The following is a 16376-nucleotide window of genomic DNA, read 5'->3' on the forward strand; positions in this document are numbered from 1 at the left end:
AAAACCCGTTTCGTACTCAACCCGGGTAATGGGAGCGCTCTATTTCCCGCTATGAGTACGAAACGGGTTTTCCTAGACCACGGCCAGGCTCGATGAGGCGAGCGGGGCGGTGGGGTGCATGGGCCTAGTTTACCTGGTGCAGCACGTGCACGAGGGCTTCGAGGATCGGCTGGGGGCGCCACCGCACTTCGGTTCTCGCGTTTTGGCTACGCGATGCGATTTGCGAGCGCTCTCCTGGACAAGTCGTTGCCAAAACGCGCGGAGGTGGTCAGAGGGCGGCGGCCAGGAGGGCGTGGATGTCGTGTTCGGGGACGGGGGACTGGGCGGCGATGAGGGCGGCGGCCTCGGCGAGCTTGGCGGCGTCGAAGCCGATGGCGGCCAAGGACGTGGGGGCGTCCACGCGATGAGCTAGCGCGCGCAGGCCCGAAGCGGCGGTGGAGGCGTTGAGGGCGGCGGCGATCGGGGCGAGCGCGGGGCCGTCCATGTACTCGGCGACGTGCGGCAGCACCACGGTGTGCGTCGCCGCGTGCGGCAGGTCGTACGCGCCGCCGAGCACGTGGCAGATCTTGTGGTGCAGCCCCGAACCCGTCACCGCGAACACCGCGCCCGCGAGGTACGCGCCGTAGAGCAGTGACGCCGGAGCCTCCTCGACCAAGCCCTTCGCCAGCGCGCGAACGCTCTCCGCCGCCATCAGCGAACTGATCGGATTGGCCCCCGCCGCGTAGACGCCCTCGACGCTGTGCGCCATCGCGTTCATCGCACTGGTCACGGTGAGCGCGCGCGGCAGGCTCGCGGTCAGCACCGGGTCGTAGAGCACCACCGACGGCAGCACGTCCAGGCTCCGCCCCGTCTGCTTGCCCTCAGACGACGTCATGCCCCACACGGGTGTCATCTCCGAGCCCGCGTACGTGGTCGGCACCGCGACGATGGGCAGCCTCAGCTCCATCGCGATCGCCTTCGCAGTGCCCACGGTGGACCCACCGCCGATGGCGAGCAGGCAGTCCGCGCGCAGCTCCCGCGCCCGCGAGCGCGCGTGCAGCGCGACGGCGACCGGAACGTGCTCGCGCACCTCGGTGAACTCGCCGACCACGCGGTCCCGGAGCGGCGCGGCGAGGCGGCGAGCCAGGGGGAGTCCGCGCGGCGTGGCCAGCACGAGCACGCGCTGAGCGCTGATCTCCTCCGCCACGGTCTCCGCGCTCCCCTCGCCGAACACGACCCGGCCGGGCAGGGATTCGTAGCGGAACGCGCGCATGAACCCACCATATTCTTCGCGTATGGAACTGCGGCACCTGCGGTACTTCGTCGTGGTCGCTGAGGAGCTGAACCTGACCAGGGCGGCGGAGCGGCTGCGCATGGCCCAGCCCCCGCTCAGCGTGCAGTTGCGCAAGCTGGAGAAGGAACTGGGCGTGCGCCTGCTCGACCGCTCCTCGCGCGGGGTCCGGCTCACCGACGCGGGCGCGCTGCTCTACGACGAGGCCCGCCGCATCCTCGGCTCGGTCGATCAGGCGAGCCAGCTCGTGCGCTCCGTCGGCACGGGCGCCGTCGGCAAGCTGGCCCTGGGCTTCGTGCCGTCCGCGGCGCTGGAGGTGCTGCCGCCGATCCTGCGCGAGTTCAAGGCGAGTCATCCCGAGATCACCTTGCACCTCAACGAGATGCGGCCCGACGAAGTGCTCGACGCCCTGCACGAGCAGCGGATCGACATCGGCCTGTGCTACCTCGCGCGCGGCTTCGCCGATCCCGCGCTGAGCACCCGCTGCCTCGCCGAGGACCCGTTGGCGCTGGTCGTCCCGCGGGCGCACCACCTCGCGCGGAAGTCCACTGTGGACATGAAGGAGCTGGCCGAGGAGCACTTCGTCCTGCCGACCCGCCACCGCATGCCCGGCCTGCGCGCGATCATCACGGAATCGTGCTCCGCCAACGGTTTCACGCCGCGAGTGGTACAGCGCGAGGTGTGGCTGATGCAGACGATCGTCGGCCTGGTCGCCGGTGGCATCGGGGTGGCGGTGGTCCCGGCGTCCGCGCAGCGCCTGCGCTCCGAGGACGTCCGCTTCCTCCGCCTAACCGGCACCACCACGCCCGCCCTCATGTCAGCCGCATGGCGCCCCGACCGGATCTCCCCGGTCCTGGAGGCCTTCCTCCGCCTGGTGGCCTAGGGCGCGTCAACGATGATCAACAGGAGGGTTTGCGGATCTTGAGGACTGGCACACCTACGGGGAAACTGGGGCGGCGACACCGGGCGGCCTGGTGCGGTGGACTTCGAGCGGACTCCGGCTCAAGGAGTCGACTGCCCCGCGATATCGCGCAGCGCGACGAGGTGGGTTTCGTACGCGGTTCGCCCCTCGGCGGTGAGCGCCAGCCAGGTGCGCGGTCTCTTGCCGACATAACCCTTGCGCACCTTGACGTATCCCGCTGCTTCGAGCGTGGAGACCTGTTTGGACAACGCGGGCGTGCTGATTTCGACGGTATCGCGGACCAACTGGAACTCCACCTCCTGGACGCCGGAGAGCATCGCGACGATAGAGAACCGGACGGGTGCGTGGATGAGTTCGTCGAGTTGGTGGCGAGGATGACCTGAGCCGGTCATGCCCGGCTCCGCCGGTGTGCGACGTACGCGCCGACGAAGGCCGCGATCGCCATGACCGCGCCGCCGAGCAGTGGCAACCAGGACGCGCTCGTTGGGGTGGTCAGAGCCATGGTCAAGACCCACGCCGCGCTCCACACCGCCATCACCGCGCCGTGAATGCTCGCGTAGCCGCGCACCGAACTCCTGCTCCGCAGCACCACCACGATCGTCAACCCGAGGACCAGTACCAACCAGATCGGGGTGATGACCGCCACGGCCGTCATGCGATCGACGACGGCGAAACTCGCTGCCACCACGAAGGAGCTGATACCGAACAGGACGAGGAAACGCGAGTACCACCCGGCAGCGACTCGTGCCACCCCGGCAAGCCGCTGAGCCTCAGCGAGACTGGCTCGCGCGTCGTCGTGATCCATGCGCCCATGATGGCAACTAGTTACCACTTTGGCAACTAGTTGCCCGTTCGGCAGCGGCCGCTTTCTGATCCACTACCGAACCCACGAGTGTCGTCCAGCCCACACTGCGTGCGTGTCCGGTCTCGGCGTGCGGCTCCGTACTCCCTGCGAACAGACTGGTGCAGGGAGGCTTGAGATGAAGTACATGATCCTGGCGTACGGCTCGCAGCAGGACTACGACTCGATGGCGGCTGACTCCACCGAGGACCTGGCCGCGATCGGCGAGTTCCTGGCCGCGTTCACCGGCGAGCTGGCCGACTCCGGCGAACTCGTCGACACGCAGGGCCTGGCCGCTCCGGTGCTCGCCCGCCGGGTCCGCCTGCGCGACGGCGCGGCCGTGGTCACCGACGGCCCGTTCGCCGAGACGGAGGAGGTCATCGCCGGGTACTGGATCGTCGACTGCGCGAGCTTCGACCGCGCCACCGAGATCGCCGTCCGGCTGAACCAGGCTCCCGGACGAGCCGCCGACGCCGGGGTGGTGATCCGCCCGCTGATGGGCGCCGAGCACGACACCGACGACGTCTGACCGGCGATGGGCGACGACTCCTTCGAGGAGTTGGTGCGGCGGCTCGCCCCGCGGGTCCTCGGCGCGCTCGTGCGGCGCTACGGCCGTTTCGACGCCGCCGAGGACGCCGTCCAGGAAGCGCTCCTGGCCGCGTCACGGCAGTGGGGCGAGCACGGCGTGCCGGAACATCCGCAGGCCTGGCTGCTGCGGGTCGCCTCGCGCAAGCTGATCGATCTGCTGCGCGCGGACCAGGCCCGCCGCCGGCGCGAAGTCACGGCGGTGAGCCGTGAACTGCCCGCCGACACCGAGGCCGCCGCCGGTGCCCACGACGCGGATGACACGCTGATCCTGCTCATCATGTGCTGCCACCCGTCGCTGTCGCCGTCGTCGCAGATCGCGTTGACGCTGCGCGCGGTCGGCGGGCTGACCACCGCCGAGATCGCCAGGAGCTTGCTCACCTCGGAGTCCAGCACGGCGCGCCGGATCACCCGCGCCAAGCGCACCGTCGAGGAGAGCGGCGTGCCGTTCCGGATGCCGTCGGAAGCCGAGCGCCCACAACGGATCGACGCGGTTCTGCGGGTGCTGTACCTGATCTTCACCGAGGGCTACTCGGCGACGTCGGGGCCGCGGCTGCACCGGGCCGGTCTTGCCGAGGAAGCGATCCGGCTCGCCGAGATCGCCGCCGCACTGCTGCCGGAGGACGGCGAGGCGGCTGGGCTGCTGGCGCTGATGCTGCTGACCGACGCCCGCGCTCCGGCCCGCCTCAGCGAGCGCGGCGAGCTGGTTCCCCTGCACGAGCAGGACCGGCGGCTGTGGAAGGCCGAGTCGATCCGGCGCGGCGTGGACCTGATCACCAGGGCGCTGCCCCGAGGAGACGTCGGCCAGTACCAGTTGCAGGCCGCGATCGCCGCGATCCACGACGAGGCACCGAACTCCGAAGCCACCGACTGGCGGCAGATCGTCGCCCTCTACCGACTCCTGAGACAGGTCGCGCCCAGCCCCGTCGTGGACCTCAACCACGCCGTCGCCGTCGCCATGGCGGATGGGCCGACCGCCGGGCTGGCGCTGCTCGACGGCTTGGACGACCCGCGCCTGACCCGAGATCGACGGCTGCACGCCGTGCGAGCGCACCTCCTGGAACTGGCGGGCGAGCCCGGCGCCGCGCGGACCGCCTACCTCCGAGCCGCCGAACTCGCGACCAACATCCACCACGTGCGCTACCTCAACACCCGCGCACAACGCCTTGGTGAGGACACGACATGAAGCCGTACCGCATCGAGATCCCCGATGGGGACCTGATCGACCTGCGCCACCGACTCGACCGAGTCCGTTGGGCTCCCGAGCCGGAGGACGGTGACGCGAGCTACGGCCTGCCCGTCGCCAGGGTGCGCGAGCTGGTCGAGCACTGGCGCCACAACTACGACTGGCGCGCATGGGAAACGCGGCTCAACGAGCACCCGCAGTTCACGACGACCATCGACGGCACGACCCTGCACTTCCTGCACGTGCGCTCGCCCGAACCGGACGCGCTGCCGGTGGTGCTCAGCCACGGGTGGCCCGGCTCGATCGCGGAGTACCTCGACGTGATCGGCCCGCTCAGCGACCCGCGCCGGCACGGCCTCGACCCGTCGATCGCCTTCGAGGTCGTGGTGCCCTCGCTGCCGGGCTTCGGGTTCTCCGGCCCCGCCAGCGGCTGGGGTCCGAAGCGGATCGCCACGGCGTGGGCGGAGCTGATGCGCCGACTCGGCCACGAGCGCTACGGCGCGGCCGGAAACGATTGGGGCTCAGGCATTTCCGTGGAGCTGGGCCGCCTCGCCCCGGAGCACGTGGTCGGCGCGCACGTGACCCAGACCTGGGACCCGCCGCCGAGCGAGGACCCGAAGTGGGTGGCGGAGCTGGGGCCGAAGGACAAGGCGGCGTGGGAGGCGTTCCAGCACTACGCCAACAACGAAGCCGCCTACGGCGTCGTGCAGGCCCAGCAGCCGCAGACCCTCGCGCACGCGCTGGCCGACTCACCGGTCGGACTGCTGGGCTGGAACGCCCAGGCCATGCACAAGCACGGCCTGGACAACGACGCGATCCTCACCCACGTCATGATCCACTGGCTCACCGGGACCGCGGGCTCGGCGATCCGGATCTACGCCGACTACGCGCGCGAGGAGCCTTCACCCGGCCCCACCACCGTTCCCGTTGGTGTGGCCCAGTTCCCGGGCGATCTCCCCTCGATCCGCGTCTTCTCCGAGCACCACCACAACATCGCGTCCTGGAACGAGTACGACCGCGGCGGGCACTACGCCGCCCAGGACGCACCGGACCTGCTGGTGCACGACATCCGCGAGTTCTTCGCGGCGGTGCGGTCAGTCCCAGGCGATGGGCAGTGAGCGCACGCCGTACACCAGCGCGTCGTGCTTGAACTTGATCTCCTCGAACGGCACGGCCAGGCGCAGGCCGGGCAGGCGCGGGTAGAGCCGGGTGAAGACCTCCTGGAGCTCCACGCGGGCCAGCTGCTGGCCGAGGCACTGGTGCACACCGTGTCCGAAAGCCAGGTGGCTGCGGGCGTTGCGGGTCAGGTCGAGCGTGTCCGCGTCGGGGTACACCGACTCCTCGCGGTTGCCCGCCGACAGCGCCGCGACGAGCCATTCGCCCGCGCGGATGGTCTCCTCGCCGATCTCCACGTCCTCGGTCGCGTACCTGAACAGTCCGAAGTGGACGATCGAGAGGTAGCGCAGCAGCTCCTCGGCCGCGCCCGGCGCGAGGTCGGGGTCCGAGCGCAGCGCTTCGAGTTGTTCCGGCCTGCGCAGCAGGGTCAGCGTGCTCAGCGCGATCATGTTCGCGGTGGTCTCGTGACCGGCGACGAGCAGGGTGATGCCGAGCGAGACCAGCTCCTCGACGGTCAGGTTCGCGCCCGTCTCGGCGCCGCGCTGGATGAGCCTGCCGAGCAGGTCGTCGGTCGGGCTCTGCATCTTCGACAGGACGAGCTGCGCCATGAACTGCTGCACCTGCATCGCGGCATTGGCGAAGGCCTCGGGGTCGCCGTCGACGCCGACCAGCAGCGCGCTCTGCTTCTCGAAGGAATCCCGGTCCGCGTAAGGAACTCCGAGCAGTTCGCAGATCACCAGCGAGGGCACGGGGAGCGCGAAGTCGCGGTACAGGTCGACCGGCTCGGTGCTGGCCAGCATCGCGTCGATGTGGTCGTCGACGATGCGCGCGATCGCCGGGCGCAGTGCCTCGACCCGGCGCACGGTGAACTCGGGGATGAGCAGCTTGCGCAGCCGCGAGTGCTCGTCGCCGTCCAGCCGCAGCAGCACGCCGGGCGCGACGGGCTCGTTCGGGTCGGCGCCCGCGACGACGTGGTTGGACGGCGCGCCCCGCGAGCTGAGCCTGCGATCGGCCAGCGCGGCCCGGATGTCGGAGTGCCGGGTGAGCACCCACGCGTCCACGCCGATCGGGCAGGACACCGCCGACACCCGCTCCGGCAGCTCGCGGTACCCGGGCGCCGGGTCGAGCGGACAGGCCGGGTCGCGCTCGACGGGGAAGCTCCCCCTGGTCGCGGTCATCGCCGACTCCCTTCGAGAAAGTGGCAGCCACTGCCACGTGACCTACACTGCCATCACCTTCGGCGCCGTGGCAACGCTGATAGCCTTCGCGCCCCCGCAGACACCGGTGAACGCCGGAGAAGGAGGTGGCGGCCGTGGGGCTTCGCGAGACCAAGATGGAGCGCACGCGGCAGCTGCTCGCCGACACCGCCTTCGAGCTGTTCACCGCCAACGGCTTCGCCGCGACCACGATGGAGCAGATCGCCGCGGCCGCCGAGGTCGGGCCGCGCACCCTCTACCGCTACTACGCGACCAAGGAAGCGCTGCTGCTGACCTTCGTCGAGCAGCGGCTGGACGAGGCGCTGGAGGTCTTCCGCGCCCAGCCCGAGGACGTGCCGGTGCCGAGGGCGCTGCACGAGCTGATCGACTACGTGCTGCGCACCGTCGCCGAATCCGGAGACCGCATTATCGCCGTCTACGAGCTGGCCTGGCGGACACCGTCGGCCCGCGCACAGCTCAACGACAAGACCATGCGCTGGCGCGGTGAATTGGCAACGGAAATCGCGCGGAGAATGGGCGGGCGATCCGCTGAGCTGGCCGCGACTTTGGCATCCGCCAATACGATGACCGTGATCGAGGTGTCGGTGCGGACCTGGGTGGAGAGCGGGGGCCGTTCGAACATGCGGCGAATCACCCACCGCGCACTGGAACTGCTCAGGGGCTCGGGGGTCCCGGTAGCCACGCCGTGACCGCCCGTCCCCCACTCGGACCAGCGCTTACCCGCTCGGCGGAGCGGGCGGGGGTCCACCGGGCCACCCGCATGTCCTAATACTCCCGTCGCTGTCCGTGATACCCCCAGGAACGGTTGGCGGCTGGGCCAATCGAACGAGTGGTTGTGCTCGGGACGACCGTATTGTGACGTGCGTTCACGAGTCACTGACACGGGTGACTGTACGGATTTGAAAGTCCGATGCTAGCTTCGGACCCGTTGGTACGTCGTATTTCCCACGCAATTCATGCGTGCCGATATTCGATTTCCTCGACCTTGCCGGATTTCCCGGTTTCTTTGACGTGTTCCAGTGACTGAGATTGGTGGTGTCGGTTGTGACCGAGTCGGTGCAGGCGGAGCGCGAGGTCAACGGCGCGAGCCCGCAGCAGAGCCTCGCGACGGCCGCCGCGCGCAACCTGGCGACGACGACCAAGTCGGTCCCGCAGATGCAGGGCATCTCCTCGCGCTGGCTGCTGAAGGTGCTGCCGTGGGTGCGGGCCGCCGGTGGTGCCTACCGGGTCAACCGCAGGCTCAGCTACGCCGTCGGCGACGGCCGGGTCACCTTCACCAACACCGGGGCGACCATCCGCGTCATCCCGCCGGAGCTGTGCGAGCTGCCGCTGCTGCGCGGGTTCGAGGACGAGGAGGTGCTGATCGCCCTCGCCGACCGCTTCGAACAGCGCGAGTACCAGCCCGGCGATGTGATCGTGGAGTTCGGCAACCGCTCCGACCAGGCCTTCCTGATCGCCCACGGCAAGGTGGCCAAGATCGGCGCCGGTGCCTACGGCGACGAGACCGTGCTGGACACCCTCGCGGACGGCGATCACTTCGGTGACGAGACGCTGGCCGCCGAGGGCGACATCTGGGAGTACACGGTCAAGGCGAAGACCGCCTGCACCGTGCTGATGCTCCAGCAGAGCGCCTTCGACAACATCGTCGAGCAGTCCGAGGCGTTGCAGGCCCACGTCGCGGAGTTCCGCGCCAAGGCGGGCCAGCCGCGCGACGACCACGGCGAGGCGGCGATAGACCTCGCGGCGGGCCAGGAGGGCGAGTACGACCTGCCGAGCACCTTCGTCGACTACGAGCTGAAGCCGCGCGAGTACGAGCTGAGCGTGGCGCAGACCGTGCTGCGCGTGCACTCCCGCGTCGCGGATCTCTACAACGAGCCGATGAACCAGACCGAGCAGCAGTTGCGGCTCACCGTCGAGGCCCTGCGCGAGCGCCAGGAGCACGAGCTGGTCAACAGCCGTGACTTCGGCCTGCTGCACAACGCCGACCTCAAGCAGCGGCTGCACACGCGCTCCGGCCCGCCGACGCCCGACGACATGGACGAACTGCTGTCCTCGGTGTGGAAGGACCCGACCGCCTTCCTGGCCCACCCCAAGGCCATCGCGGCCTTCGCCAGGGAGTGCAACAGCAGGGGCCTCTACCCGCACGCCGTGGACATCGGCGGGAACAAGGTGCCGTCCTGGCGCGGCATCCCGATCCTGCCGTGCAACAAGATCCCGGTGAGCCAGAGCGGCACGTCCTCGATCATGCTGCTGCGCACCGGCGAGGAGAAGCAGGGCGTCATCGGCCTGCACCAGACCGAGATCCCCGACGAGTACGAGCCCGGCCTGTCCGTGCGGTTCATGGGCGTCAACGAGAAGGCGATCATCTCCTACCTGGTCAGCACCTACTTCTCGGCGGCCGTCCTGGTGCCGGACGCGCTCGGCATCCTGGAGAACGTCGAGATCGGCCGCTTCAGCTGAGCCCGTGTCCCCGCCGCTTCCCCAGGGCGGCGGGGACACCCCTCCCTCGCAACAGCTCTTCCGGCGCGGACAGAAATCGGTGGTGTTTTTCAGTGACACAGACGGACATCGGCGGCACACCGCAGGCCCAGACCACCCAACTCAGCCTCGGGACCGCGGCGGCGCGCAACCTCGCGACGACGACCAAGTCGGTTCCGCAGATGCAGGGCATCACGCCGAGGTGGCTGCTGCGCGTGCTGCCGTGGGTGGAGGCCAAGGGCGGTGCCTACCGGGTCAACCGCAGGCTCACCTACGCCGTCGGCGACGGCCGGTTGTCCTTCAGCAACACCGGGTCCGACATCCGCGTCGTCCCACCGGAGCTGTGCGAGCTGCCGCTGCTGCGCGGGTTCGAGGACGAGGACGTGCTCGGCGCCATCGCCGACCGCTTCCAGCAGCGGGAGTTCGCCGCGGGGGACACCATCGTCCGCGACGGCGAGGCGGCCGAGGAGATCTTCCTCGTGGCGCACGGAAAGGTGAACCAGGTCGCCTCCGGCAAGTACGGCGATCCGATCGTGATCGGCACCCTCGTCGACGGCGACCACTTCGGTGACGAGGTGCTCACCGGGGACAGCTCGCCGTGGTCCTACACGGTGAAGGCCGCGACCGCGTGCACCGTGCTCACCCTGTCCGCGCAGGAGTTCCAGCGCCTGGTGTCGCAGTCGGACGCGCTGCGCGAGCAGGTCGAGCGCTACGTCAGCACGCCCAAGCGCTCGCAGAACAAGAAGGGCGAGGCCGCGATCGACGTCGCCGCGGGCGAGTCCGGCGAGTACGACCTGCCCGGCACGTTCGTGGACTACGAGCTGAAGCCGCGCGAGTACGAGCTGAGCGTGGCGCAGACGGTCCTGCGCGTGCACTCCCGCGTGGCCGATCTCTACAACGAGCCGATGAACCAGACCGAGCAGCAGTTGCGGCTCACCGTGGAAGCGCTCAAGGAGCTCCAGGAACACGAGCTGATCAACAACCGCGAGTTCGGCCTGCTGCACAACGCCGACCTCAAGCAGCGCATCACCACCCACAGCGGCCCTCCGACCCCGGACGACCTCGACGAACTGCTCTGCCGCAGGCGCAAGTCGCGCTACTTCCTGGCCCACCCCAAGACGATCGCGGCCTTCGGCAGGGAGTGCAACAAGCGCGGCCTCTACCCGGAGGGCACCGTCGTCGACGGCAGGCAGGTCATGGCGTGGCGCGGGGTCCCGCTGCTGCCGTGCGACAAGATCCCGATCACCGAATCCCGCACGTCCTCGATCCTGGTGCTGCGCACGGGGGAGGATGACCAGGGCGTGATCGGCCTGCGCCAGACCGGGCTGCCGGACGAGTACGAGCCCGGGCTCTCGGTGCGCTACATGGGCGTCAACGAGAAGGCGATCATCTCCTACCTCGTCAGCGCGTACTACTCGGCGGCCGTGCTCGTGCCGGACGCGCTCGGTGTCCTGGAGAACGTCGAGATCGGCCGCTGAGGCCGGGGCGGGGCGACGGACATGGCCACGGTCGAGGCGATGACCGCGGGCAGGTCGGCACGCGACGTGCTTGCCTGGAGCCGCAACATGGTGGACCCCGCGCTGCGCGCGGTGGTCGAGGCGATGCCGCCGTCGATGGCGCTCATCGCCGGCTACCACTTCGGGTGGTGGGACGAGCACGGCAGGCCGACGAGCGCGGACGGCGGGAAGGCACTGCGCCCGGCGCTGGTGCTGCTGTCCGCGGCGGCGGTCACCAGCGACACCTTCGGCGAGTACGACTGCGTCGAGGCGGCCCTGCCGGCAGCGGCCGCGGTGGAGCTGGTGCACAACTTCTCGCTGCTGCACGACGATGTGCTCGACGGGGACCTGACCAGACGGCACCGGCCGACCGCGAACCGGGTTTTCGGCTCCAACGCGGCGATCCTGGCCGGGGACGCGCTGCTGACGGCGGCCTTCGCCGTGCTGGCCAAGAGCGAGCACAGCTCGACGCAGCAGGCGCTGGGCGTGCTCTCCACCGCGGTCATGGACCTGGTCGACGGGCAGAGCAAGGACCTCTCCTTCGAGGACCGCGCCGACGTCGGGCTGGCGGAGTGCATGGCCATGGCGGAGCGCAAGACCGGCGCGTTGCTGGGCTGCGCGTCGCAGCTCGGCGCGCTGTTCGGGGACGGGACACCCGAGCAGGTGCGGTCGCTGCGCGACTTCGGCGACCACCTCGGGCTGGCCTTCCAACTGGCCGACGACCTGCTCGGCATCTGGGGAGATCCCAGGCGCACCGGCAAACCCGTGCACTCCGACCTCACCAACGGCAAGAAGTCCCTGCCGGTGGTGGCGGCGTTGAGCTCGGGCACCCCGGCCGCGCGCGAGCTGGCCGCGCTCTACCTCAGGGAGCAGCCGCTCTCCGAGGTCGAACGGGCCCGCGCCGCCGAGCTGATCGAGCTGGCCGGTGGGCGGGGCTGGGCACGCGATCAGGCCGAGCAGCTGACCAACCGCGCCTTCGCCGATCTCGCCGCGGTCACTCCTGCGGCGCGTCCCGCGGCGGAACTGCGTGCTTTGGGCACACTGGTGGTCACCCGCGACCACTGACCGAACAACGCGTTCGACGGGCAGTCCCCCGCCAGCCGGTGGGGGACTGCCCCGTTCGCTTCAGCTGTGAGGAGTTCGTGTGTCCCACCGCGGCAGGATCGGCGTCGTCCTGGCCCGGACCGGCAGGCTCACCCTGCTCGGCGATCCGCTCGACCACGTCGTGCACCGTTTCCGCGCCCTGTTTCCCTTGCTGGACTTCGTCACGGCGGACAGCAAGTCCTCTGTGGAGGGAGCGCGCGCGGCGACGCGGGACCTCATCGAGCGCGAGGGCGTCCGGCTCGTGGTGTGCCTCGGCGGGACCAGTGTGCTGCCCGCGATCACCGAGACCTGCGAGCGCCTGCGGACGCCGTGCGTGTCCACGGCGCTGCCCTGGCAGGTCTACCGCTACGGCCTCGATCGGGACTTCGACTGGACCTTCCACTTCTGCTGGGGCCTGGACGACATCGCCGCGACCTTCGCCGATCTGTGGCGCCGTGCGGGCGACTCCGTCGGTCTGCTGTGGAACGACGGCCCGCAGGGACGAGCGCTGCGCGACCCTTCTTTTGGTTTCCTGCCGGTGACATCCCACGCCGTGGTGGACGCGGGCGCCTACCGCGAGTCCGAGTCCGACTTCGCCAGCCAGGTCGACGCGCTGCTCCGGTCCGATGTGGACATCGTCAGCAGCGCTGCGACCACCGGTGACCTCGTGCGGTTCCTGGAGCGCGCTCGTCGGGAAGGCCTGCGCCCCAACCTGGTGACGTGTTCCCGTTGGCTGGCTTACCCGTTCGGCATGGACGACCCCGCACTCGACCGCGTCGCGACCGTCGTGGCCTGGGCGCCGGGACACCGCTGTGTGTCCGGTGTGGACGGCATTTCGTCGGCTGAGCTGGCCGATGACTACGCGCACCGGACCGGGCGCCCGTGGTTGCCGCTGCTCGGGCTCGCGCACGCGCTGCTGGAGGTGGCCGTGCACGCCGTGTCCGAGGGCGAGGACCGCGCCGCCGTCGCCGACGTGCTCGCGAAGTCCACTGTGGACACGATCGCCGGGCGGCTGGACTGGACGAGCGGTCCGGTGCCGTGCGTGGCCACGCTCCCGCTCGCGGCGGGCCAGTGGCAGGACGGCGTGCTTCGCGTGGTGGACAACGACAAGGTCCCCGCCGCGGTGTGCGACGGGGACCTCGTCGTCGGTGTCAGGAGCTGAGCGTGATGGTGAACTTGTAGGACACCGGGGCCAGCGGGTCGAGCAGCGCGCCGCCCTGCTTGGCGGTCTTCGCCTCGCCCCGCGCGTCCTTGTAGGCGCCGGTGCCGCCGATCACCGCCATCGTCGAGTCCTTGAAGCTGCTGCTCGCCCCGACGGTGTAGGTGCGCAGGCTGGACAGGTGGACCTCGCCCTTGGCCAGCTTGAACGCGCTGGTGCAGTGCGAGGTCAGTTCCGGGAGCGCGATCCGGGCCACCGTGCAGGTGGAGTAGCCCTCGCCGACCTTCGCGCCCGCCTCGTCCAGCAGCTCGCCGCCGCCGAGGAAGGACAGGCCGACCGTGGGGACGGCGGGCAGGCTGAGCACGGACCGCTTGGCGGTCACGACGATGGTCTCGTCAGCCGGGGCGGCCGGGGCCGCGCTCGCGGTGAGCACCGGGAGCATCGCGGCGGCCGCGGTGATGCCGAGCAGTCGTTTCCAGGACATGTGTGCCTTCTCCTCGAACGGTTTTCCTACGGAAGGGGCAGTGGTTGCCCCATCTGCGACAGCGCGATGCGGAACGCCTCCGGCGAGACCGCGGCGGCTCCCGAGAACGGGTGGTCCATGAGGTGGGTGAACAGCAGGGAGGCCGAGACGAGCATGGCCAGCACGCCGACCATCAACGCGTGCGGCAGGAAGCGCTCGGTGCCGAAGAACAACGCGAAGCCGATCAGCAGCACGCCGCCGATGATCAGGCCTATCCAGAAGAAGCTCGGTATCGACGGCACCGCCTCGTTGAGCCGGTCCCGCCGCGCGCTGCCGATGGTGTTGACGCGCTCGATCATGGCGCTGTAGAGCGCTTCCTGGCGCGGCTCCTCGACGTCGACCTGGACGATCGCCCTGCGCATCTTCTTGGCGACCTCCTCGACCTTCGGGCTGCCCTTGCCCTGGGCCAGCAGCGGCCACTCGTCGACGATCACGGCCTTGGCGTAGGAGACCGCGATGTCCTGGAAGGCCGCTTCGTCCTTGTCGGAGAAGGCGGTCGAGGCGAAGTAGAGGCCCGGCAGGGCGTTCGCCTCGACGTAGGTGTTGGCCCGCGCGGCGCCGAGGTCCTCCCACACGGCGACCACCACGAAGGCGACCAGGATGGCGTAGAACGCGCCGCACGCGGCGAAGAAGTGCCCGGAGACCTCGTTGTACTTGGAGCGGGACTCGAAGGGGACGAGCCTGGTGACGATGTAGGCGGCGACGACGCTCGCGATCACCGTTCCGCCGACGACGAGGATGCTTTGCAGCAGCACGAATGTGCCTTTCGCAGGTGCGGCAGGGGTTAACTCGAAGGTAGTTCTCGTGCCGGAGGTCCGACCACTACACGAACAGGCGGAGCCCACGGGGAAATGTGGATGGAAGATCGCGTAGCGTCAGCGCATGGCCACTTTGGTGTCGTTTCACGCTCACCCCGACGACGAGTGCATCGGGTGCGGCGGTGTCATGCGCAAGGCTCACGAGGAAGGTCACCGCGTCGTGCTGGTCACGGCGACCCGGGGTGAGCAGGGGGAGGTGGCGGACGGCTTCCTCGCCGAGGGCGAGCAGCTGTGGCAGCGCCGCGTCACCGAGACCCGCGCGGCCGCCGAGATCCTGGGCGCCGACCGCGTGGAGTTCCTGGGCTACAAGGACTCCGGCATGATCGGCGAGCCCTCCAACGATTTCCCCGGCTCGTTCTGGACCGCCGATGTGGAGGAGGCCGCGCAGAAGCTGGCGGCGATCCTGCGCGAGGAGAACGCCGACGTCCTCACCATCTACGACGACAACGGCGGCTACGGCCACCCCGACCACATCCAGGTCCACCGCGTCGGCAAGCGCGCCGCCGAGCTGGCCGGCACCCCGCGCGTCTACCAGAACACCATGAACCAGGACCACATGCGCCGGGGCATGGCCGCCATGGCCGCGCAGGCCGAGGACGTCGACATGCCCGACGTCGAGTCCGATGGCCAGTTCGGCAAGCCCGAGTCCGAGATCACCGCCGCCGTCGACGTCACCAAGTACCTGGAGGCCAAGCGCGCCGCCATGCGCGCCCACGCCAGCCAGATCAGCGAGGACTCGTTCTTCCTCGCCATGCCCGACGAGGGTTTCGCCTACGCCTTCGGCACCGAGTGGTTCATCCGCGAGGGCCACGGCCCCGGCATCACCGAGACCGACCTGATGGAAGGCCTGTAACTCGGCGCACGACCACCCGGCTGGCCCGGCTGGGTGGTCTGCTTCGGCCGCGCTGCTCTACTCGGTGGAGTTCGCGGACGCGCCATCACCTTGATCAGAGGTCGCGTGCCGGGGGAAGCGCGGCAACGATCTTGGCGTGCTGGTCGCCTCGACGACTTTCAGTGCCGGGATCAGCTTGCTGGTGAAGACAACGTCGGTCGCGTCCTGGTCGCCGGAGTTCCGCAGGCTCCAAGTCCAAGTCACGCGATCACCGTCCTCGGCGATCTCGGGCGCGTCGAAGCCGCACTCGATGCGAGCGGACAAGAAGACCTCAGGGAACGTCGATCGGTGCCTTCATGATCATCCTGTGAGGCGTGGACGCGCGGGCGTCCCCTGATCCGGCGACGTTCTTCAGAACGGCGCGGGCTCGGCGATGGGCGTCGGATGAACGTCTTCGGTCTTCCCGCTCGGCGTGGTCCAGGTGTGCGTTCCGTCCTCTTGGTTCTCGCACTTCCAGTTCGAGTGGGTCTTCATCCGGTGATGCCTCCGGCACTTCGGCCGGAGGTTGTCCAGCGTCGTGTTCTCCCCGTTGTAGCGACGACAATGATCAAGATCGCAACGGTGCGCGGGCTGATTGCAACCGATCGCCATGCAGGTGGGATACCTGGCCGCGATGAGTTCTCGCTGTTTCGCGGTGGGCCGGTAGACGTTGCTGATCTCCTCCGCCGCTCCTGTCACCGGGTCGGTGAGGATGCGCTTCCACACTCCACCCGCCGCGATCTCCCTCGCGATGGGCGCGGGGATCGGACCGTAGCCGCCGAGGATGGCGGGGTCCTGGGTCAAGCCGAGG

At 69.6% G+C, this 16376-nt stretch carries 18 protein-coding genes; 10 read left to right on the forward strand and 8 right to left on the reverse strand.

What is annotated here, in order from left to right; translation table 11 throughout:
• Positions 1-268: 268 nt before the first annotated feature.
• Positions 269-1252: a maleylacetate reductase gene (locus CCN37_RS32275; protein ID WP_168200965.1), complete on the reverse strand. Its 984-nt coding sequence runs from the start codon at positions 1250-1252 to the stop codon at positions 269-271.
• Between the two features lie 22 nt (positions 1253-1274).
• Here CCN37_RS32275 and CCN37_RS32280 point away from each other — a divergent pair, with 22 nt between their 5' ends.
• Entirely contained in the window at positions 1275-2153 is an 879-nt protein-coding gene (locus CCN37_RS32280) for a LysR family transcriptional regulator (protein WP_210408305.1), read from the forward strand.
• Positions 2154-2272: 119 nt separating this feature from the next.
• On the opposite strand, the gene CCN37_RS32285 is transcribed toward CCN37_RS32280, so the two are convergent.
• Together CCN37_RS32285 and CCN37_RS32290 are read right to left on the reverse strand one after the other, a co-directional pair.
• Positions 2273-2584 (reverse strand): transcriptional regulator, encoded by a 312-nt coding sequence (locus CCN37_RS32285; protein ID WP_086828214.1) that lies wholly within the window; start codon positions 2582-2584, stop codon positions 2273-2275.
• Positions 2581-2997: a hypothetical protein gene (locus tag CCN37_RS32290; RefSeq protein WP_086828216.1), complete on the reverse strand. Its 417-nt coding sequence runs from the start codon at positions 2995-2997 to the stop codon at positions 2581-2583. Before CCN37_RS32290 ends, CCN37_RS32285 begins: the two co-directional genes overlap by 4 nt.
• A 175-nt stretch (positions 2998-3172) precedes the next feature.
• On the opposite strand from CCN37_RS32290, the gene CCN37_RS32295 reads away from it, so the two are divergent.
• The 3 genes from CCN37_RS32295 to CCN37_RS32305 are packed head-to-tail and all read left to right on the forward strand — an operon-like array spanning position 3173 to position 5922.
• Positions 3173-3562: a YciI family protein gene (locus CCN37_RS32295; RefSeq protein ID WP_086828218.1), complete on the forward strand. Its 390-nt coding sequence runs from the start codon at positions 3173-3175 to the stop codon at positions 3560-3562.
• Between the two features lie 6 nt (positions 3563-3568).
• Positions 3569-4804: an RNA polymerase sigma factor gene (locus tag CCN37_RS32300; protein ID WP_086828220.1), complete on the forward strand. Its 1236-nt coding sequence runs from the start codon at positions 3569-3571 to the stop codon at positions 4802-4804.
• Positions 4801-5922, forward strand: coding sequence for an epoxide hydrolase family protein (locus tag CCN37_RS32305; RefSeq protein WP_086828222.1), 1122 nt, complete (start codon positions 4801-4803; stop codon positions 5920-5922). Before CCN37_RS32300 ends, CCN37_RS32305 begins: the two co-directional genes overlap by 4 nt.
• Here CCN37_RS32305 and CCN37_RS32310 read toward each other — a convergent pair.
• Positions 5899-7098 carry a cytochrome P450 gene (locus CCN37_RS32310; protein WP_086828225.1) on the reverse strand — a complete coding sequence of 400 codons (1200 nt, stop codon included), beginning with the start codon at positions 7096-7098 and terminating at the stop codon, positions 5899-5901. The two genes, CCN37_RS32305 and CCN37_RS32310, sit on opposite strands and share 24 nt — an antisense overlap.
• A gap of 134 nt (positions 7099-7232) precedes the next feature.
• Here CCN37_RS32310 and CCN37_RS32315 point away from each other — a divergent pair, with 134 nt between their 5' ends.
• The 5 genes from CCN37_RS32315 (at position 7233) to CCN37_RS32335 (ending at position 13356) form a co-directional block, all read left to right on the forward strand.
• Positions 7233-7826: a TetR/AcrR family transcriptional regulator gene (locus CCN37_RS32315; protein ID WP_086828247.1), complete on the forward strand. Its 594-nt coding sequence runs from the start codon at positions 7233-7235 to the stop codon at positions 7824-7826.
• Between the two features lie 355 nt (positions 7827-8181).
• On the forward strand, positions 8182-9597 hold the full coding sequence (locus CCN37_RS32320) for a family 2B encapsulin nanocompartment shell protein (protein ID WP_371505314.1): 1416 nt from the start codon (positions 8182-8184) through the stop codon (positions 9595-9597).
• A 92-nt stretch (positions 9598-9689) separates the two neighbouring features.
• Positions 9690-11093, forward strand: coding sequence for a family 2B encapsulin nanocompartment shell protein (locus tag CCN37_RS32325; RefSeq protein ID WP_246843439.1), 1404 nt, complete (start codon positions 9690-9692; stop codon positions 11091-11093).
• 21 nt (positions 11094-11114) lie between these two features.
• Positions 11115-12176 carry a family 2 encapsulin nanocompartment cargo protein polyprenyl transferase gene (locus CCN37_RS32330; protein WP_086828227.1) on the forward strand — a complete coding sequence of 354 codons (1062 nt, stop codon included), beginning with the start codon at positions 11115-11117 and terminating at the stop codon, positions 12174-12176.
• A gap of 79 nt (positions 12177-12255) precedes the next feature.
• Positions 12256-13356 carry an ABC transporter substrate-binding protein gene (locus CCN37_RS32335; RefSeq protein WP_086828229.1) on the forward strand — a complete coding sequence of 367 codons (1101 nt, stop codon included), beginning with the start codon at positions 12256-12258 and terminating at the stop codon, positions 13354-13356.
• Here CCN37_RS32335 and CCN37_RS32340 read toward each other — a convergent pair.
• Together CCN37_RS32340 and CCN37_RS32345 are read right to left on the reverse strand one after the other, a co-directional pair.
• A complete protein-coding gene (locus CCN37_RS32340) occupies positions 13346-13837 on the reverse strand; it encodes a hypothetical protein (protein WP_086828231.1) in 492 nt (163 codons plus the stop codon). The two genes, CCN37_RS32335 and CCN37_RS32340, sit on opposite strands and share 11 nt — an antisense overlap.
• A gap of 26 nt (positions 13838-13863) precedes the next feature.
• Positions 13864-14631, reverse strand: a complete 768-nt coding sequence (locus CCN37_RS32345; RefSeq protein WP_168200966.1) for a DUF4239 domain-containing protein — start codon at positions 14629-14631, stop codon at positions 13864-13866.
• Positions 14632-14758: 127 nt separating this feature from the next.
• On the opposite strand from CCN37_RS32345, the gene CCN37_RS32350 reads away from it, so the two are divergent.
• The gene (locus CCN37_RS32350; RefSeq protein ID WP_086828236.1) at positions 14759-15547 is read left to right on the forward strand and encodes a PIG-L family deacetylase; all 789 of its coding nucleotides are present in this window, start codon (positions 14759-14761) and stop codon (positions 15545-15547) included.
• Between the two features lie 57 nt (positions 15548-15604).
• On the opposite strand, the gene CCN37_RS32355 is transcribed toward CCN37_RS32350, so the two are convergent.
• Both CCN37_RS32355 and CCN37_RS40275 read right to left on the reverse strand, forming a co-directional pair.
• The gene (locus CCN37_RS32355) at positions 15605-15850 is read right to left on the reverse strand and encodes a hypothetical protein (protein WP_086828238.1); all 246 of its coding nucleotides are present in this window, start codon (positions 15848-15850) and stop codon (positions 15605-15607) included.
• An 87-nt stretch (positions 15851-15937) separates the two neighbouring features.
• Positions 15938-16376 (reverse strand): HNH endonuclease signature motif containing protein (locus CCN37_RS40275; RefSeq protein ID WP_168200967.1); only part of this gene is annotated, 439 nt, incomplete at its 5' end.

Source organism: Allokutzneria sp. NRRL B-24872 (genome assembly GCF_002155965.1).
Taxonomy (GTDB): Bacteria; Actinomycetota; Actinomycetes; order Mycobacteriales; family Pseudonocardiaceae; genus Allokutzneria.

Excerpts from the sequence above, each read along its gene's own strand:
- CCN37_RS32275 (WP_168200965.1), bottom strand. The coding sequence starts at position 1,252 with ATGCGCGCGTTCCGCTACGAATCCCTGCCCGGCCGGGTCGTGTTCGGC.
- CCN37_RS32280 (WP_210408305.1), top strand. The coding sequence starts at position 1,275 with ATGGAACTGCGGCACCTGCGGTACTTCGTCGTGGTCGCTGAGGAGCTG.
- CCN37_RS32285 (WP_086828214.1), bottom strand. The coding sequence starts at position 2,584 with ATGACCGGCTCAGGTCATCCTCGCCACCAACTCGACGAACTCATCCAC.
- CCN37_RS32290 (WP_086828216.1), bottom strand. The coding sequence starts at position 2,997 with ATGGATCACGACGACGCGCGAGCCAGTCTCGCTGAGGCTCAGCGGCTT.
- CCN37_RS32295 (WP_086828218.1), top strand. The coding sequence starts at position 3,173 with ATGAAGTACATGATCCTGGCGTACGGCTCGCAGCAGGACTACGACTCG.
- CCN37_RS32300 (WP_086828220.1), top strand. The coding sequence starts at position 3,569 with ATGGGCGACGACTCCTTCGAGGAGTTGGTGCGGCGGCTCGCCCCGCGG.
- CCN37_RS32305 (WP_086828222.1), top strand. The coding sequence starts at position 4,801 with ATGAAGCCGTACCGCATCGAGATCCCCGATGGGGACCTGATCGACCTG.
- CCN37_RS32310 (WP_086828225.1), bottom strand. The coding sequence starts at position 7,098 with ATGACCGCGACCAGGGGGAGCTTCCCCGTCGAGCGCGACCCGGCCTGT.
- CCN37_RS32330 (WP_086828227.1), top strand. The coding sequence starts at position 11,115 with ATGGCCACGGTCGAGGCGATGACCGCGGGCAGGTCGGCACGCGACGTG.
- CCN37_RS32340 (WP_086828231.1), bottom strand. The coding sequence starts at position 13,837 with ATGTCCTGGAAACGACTGCTCGGCATCACCGCGGCCGCCGCGATGCTC.
- CCN37_RS32350 (WP_086828236.1), top strand. The coding sequence starts at position 14,759 with ATGGCCACTTTGGTGTCGTTTCACGCTCACCCCGACGACGAGTGCATC.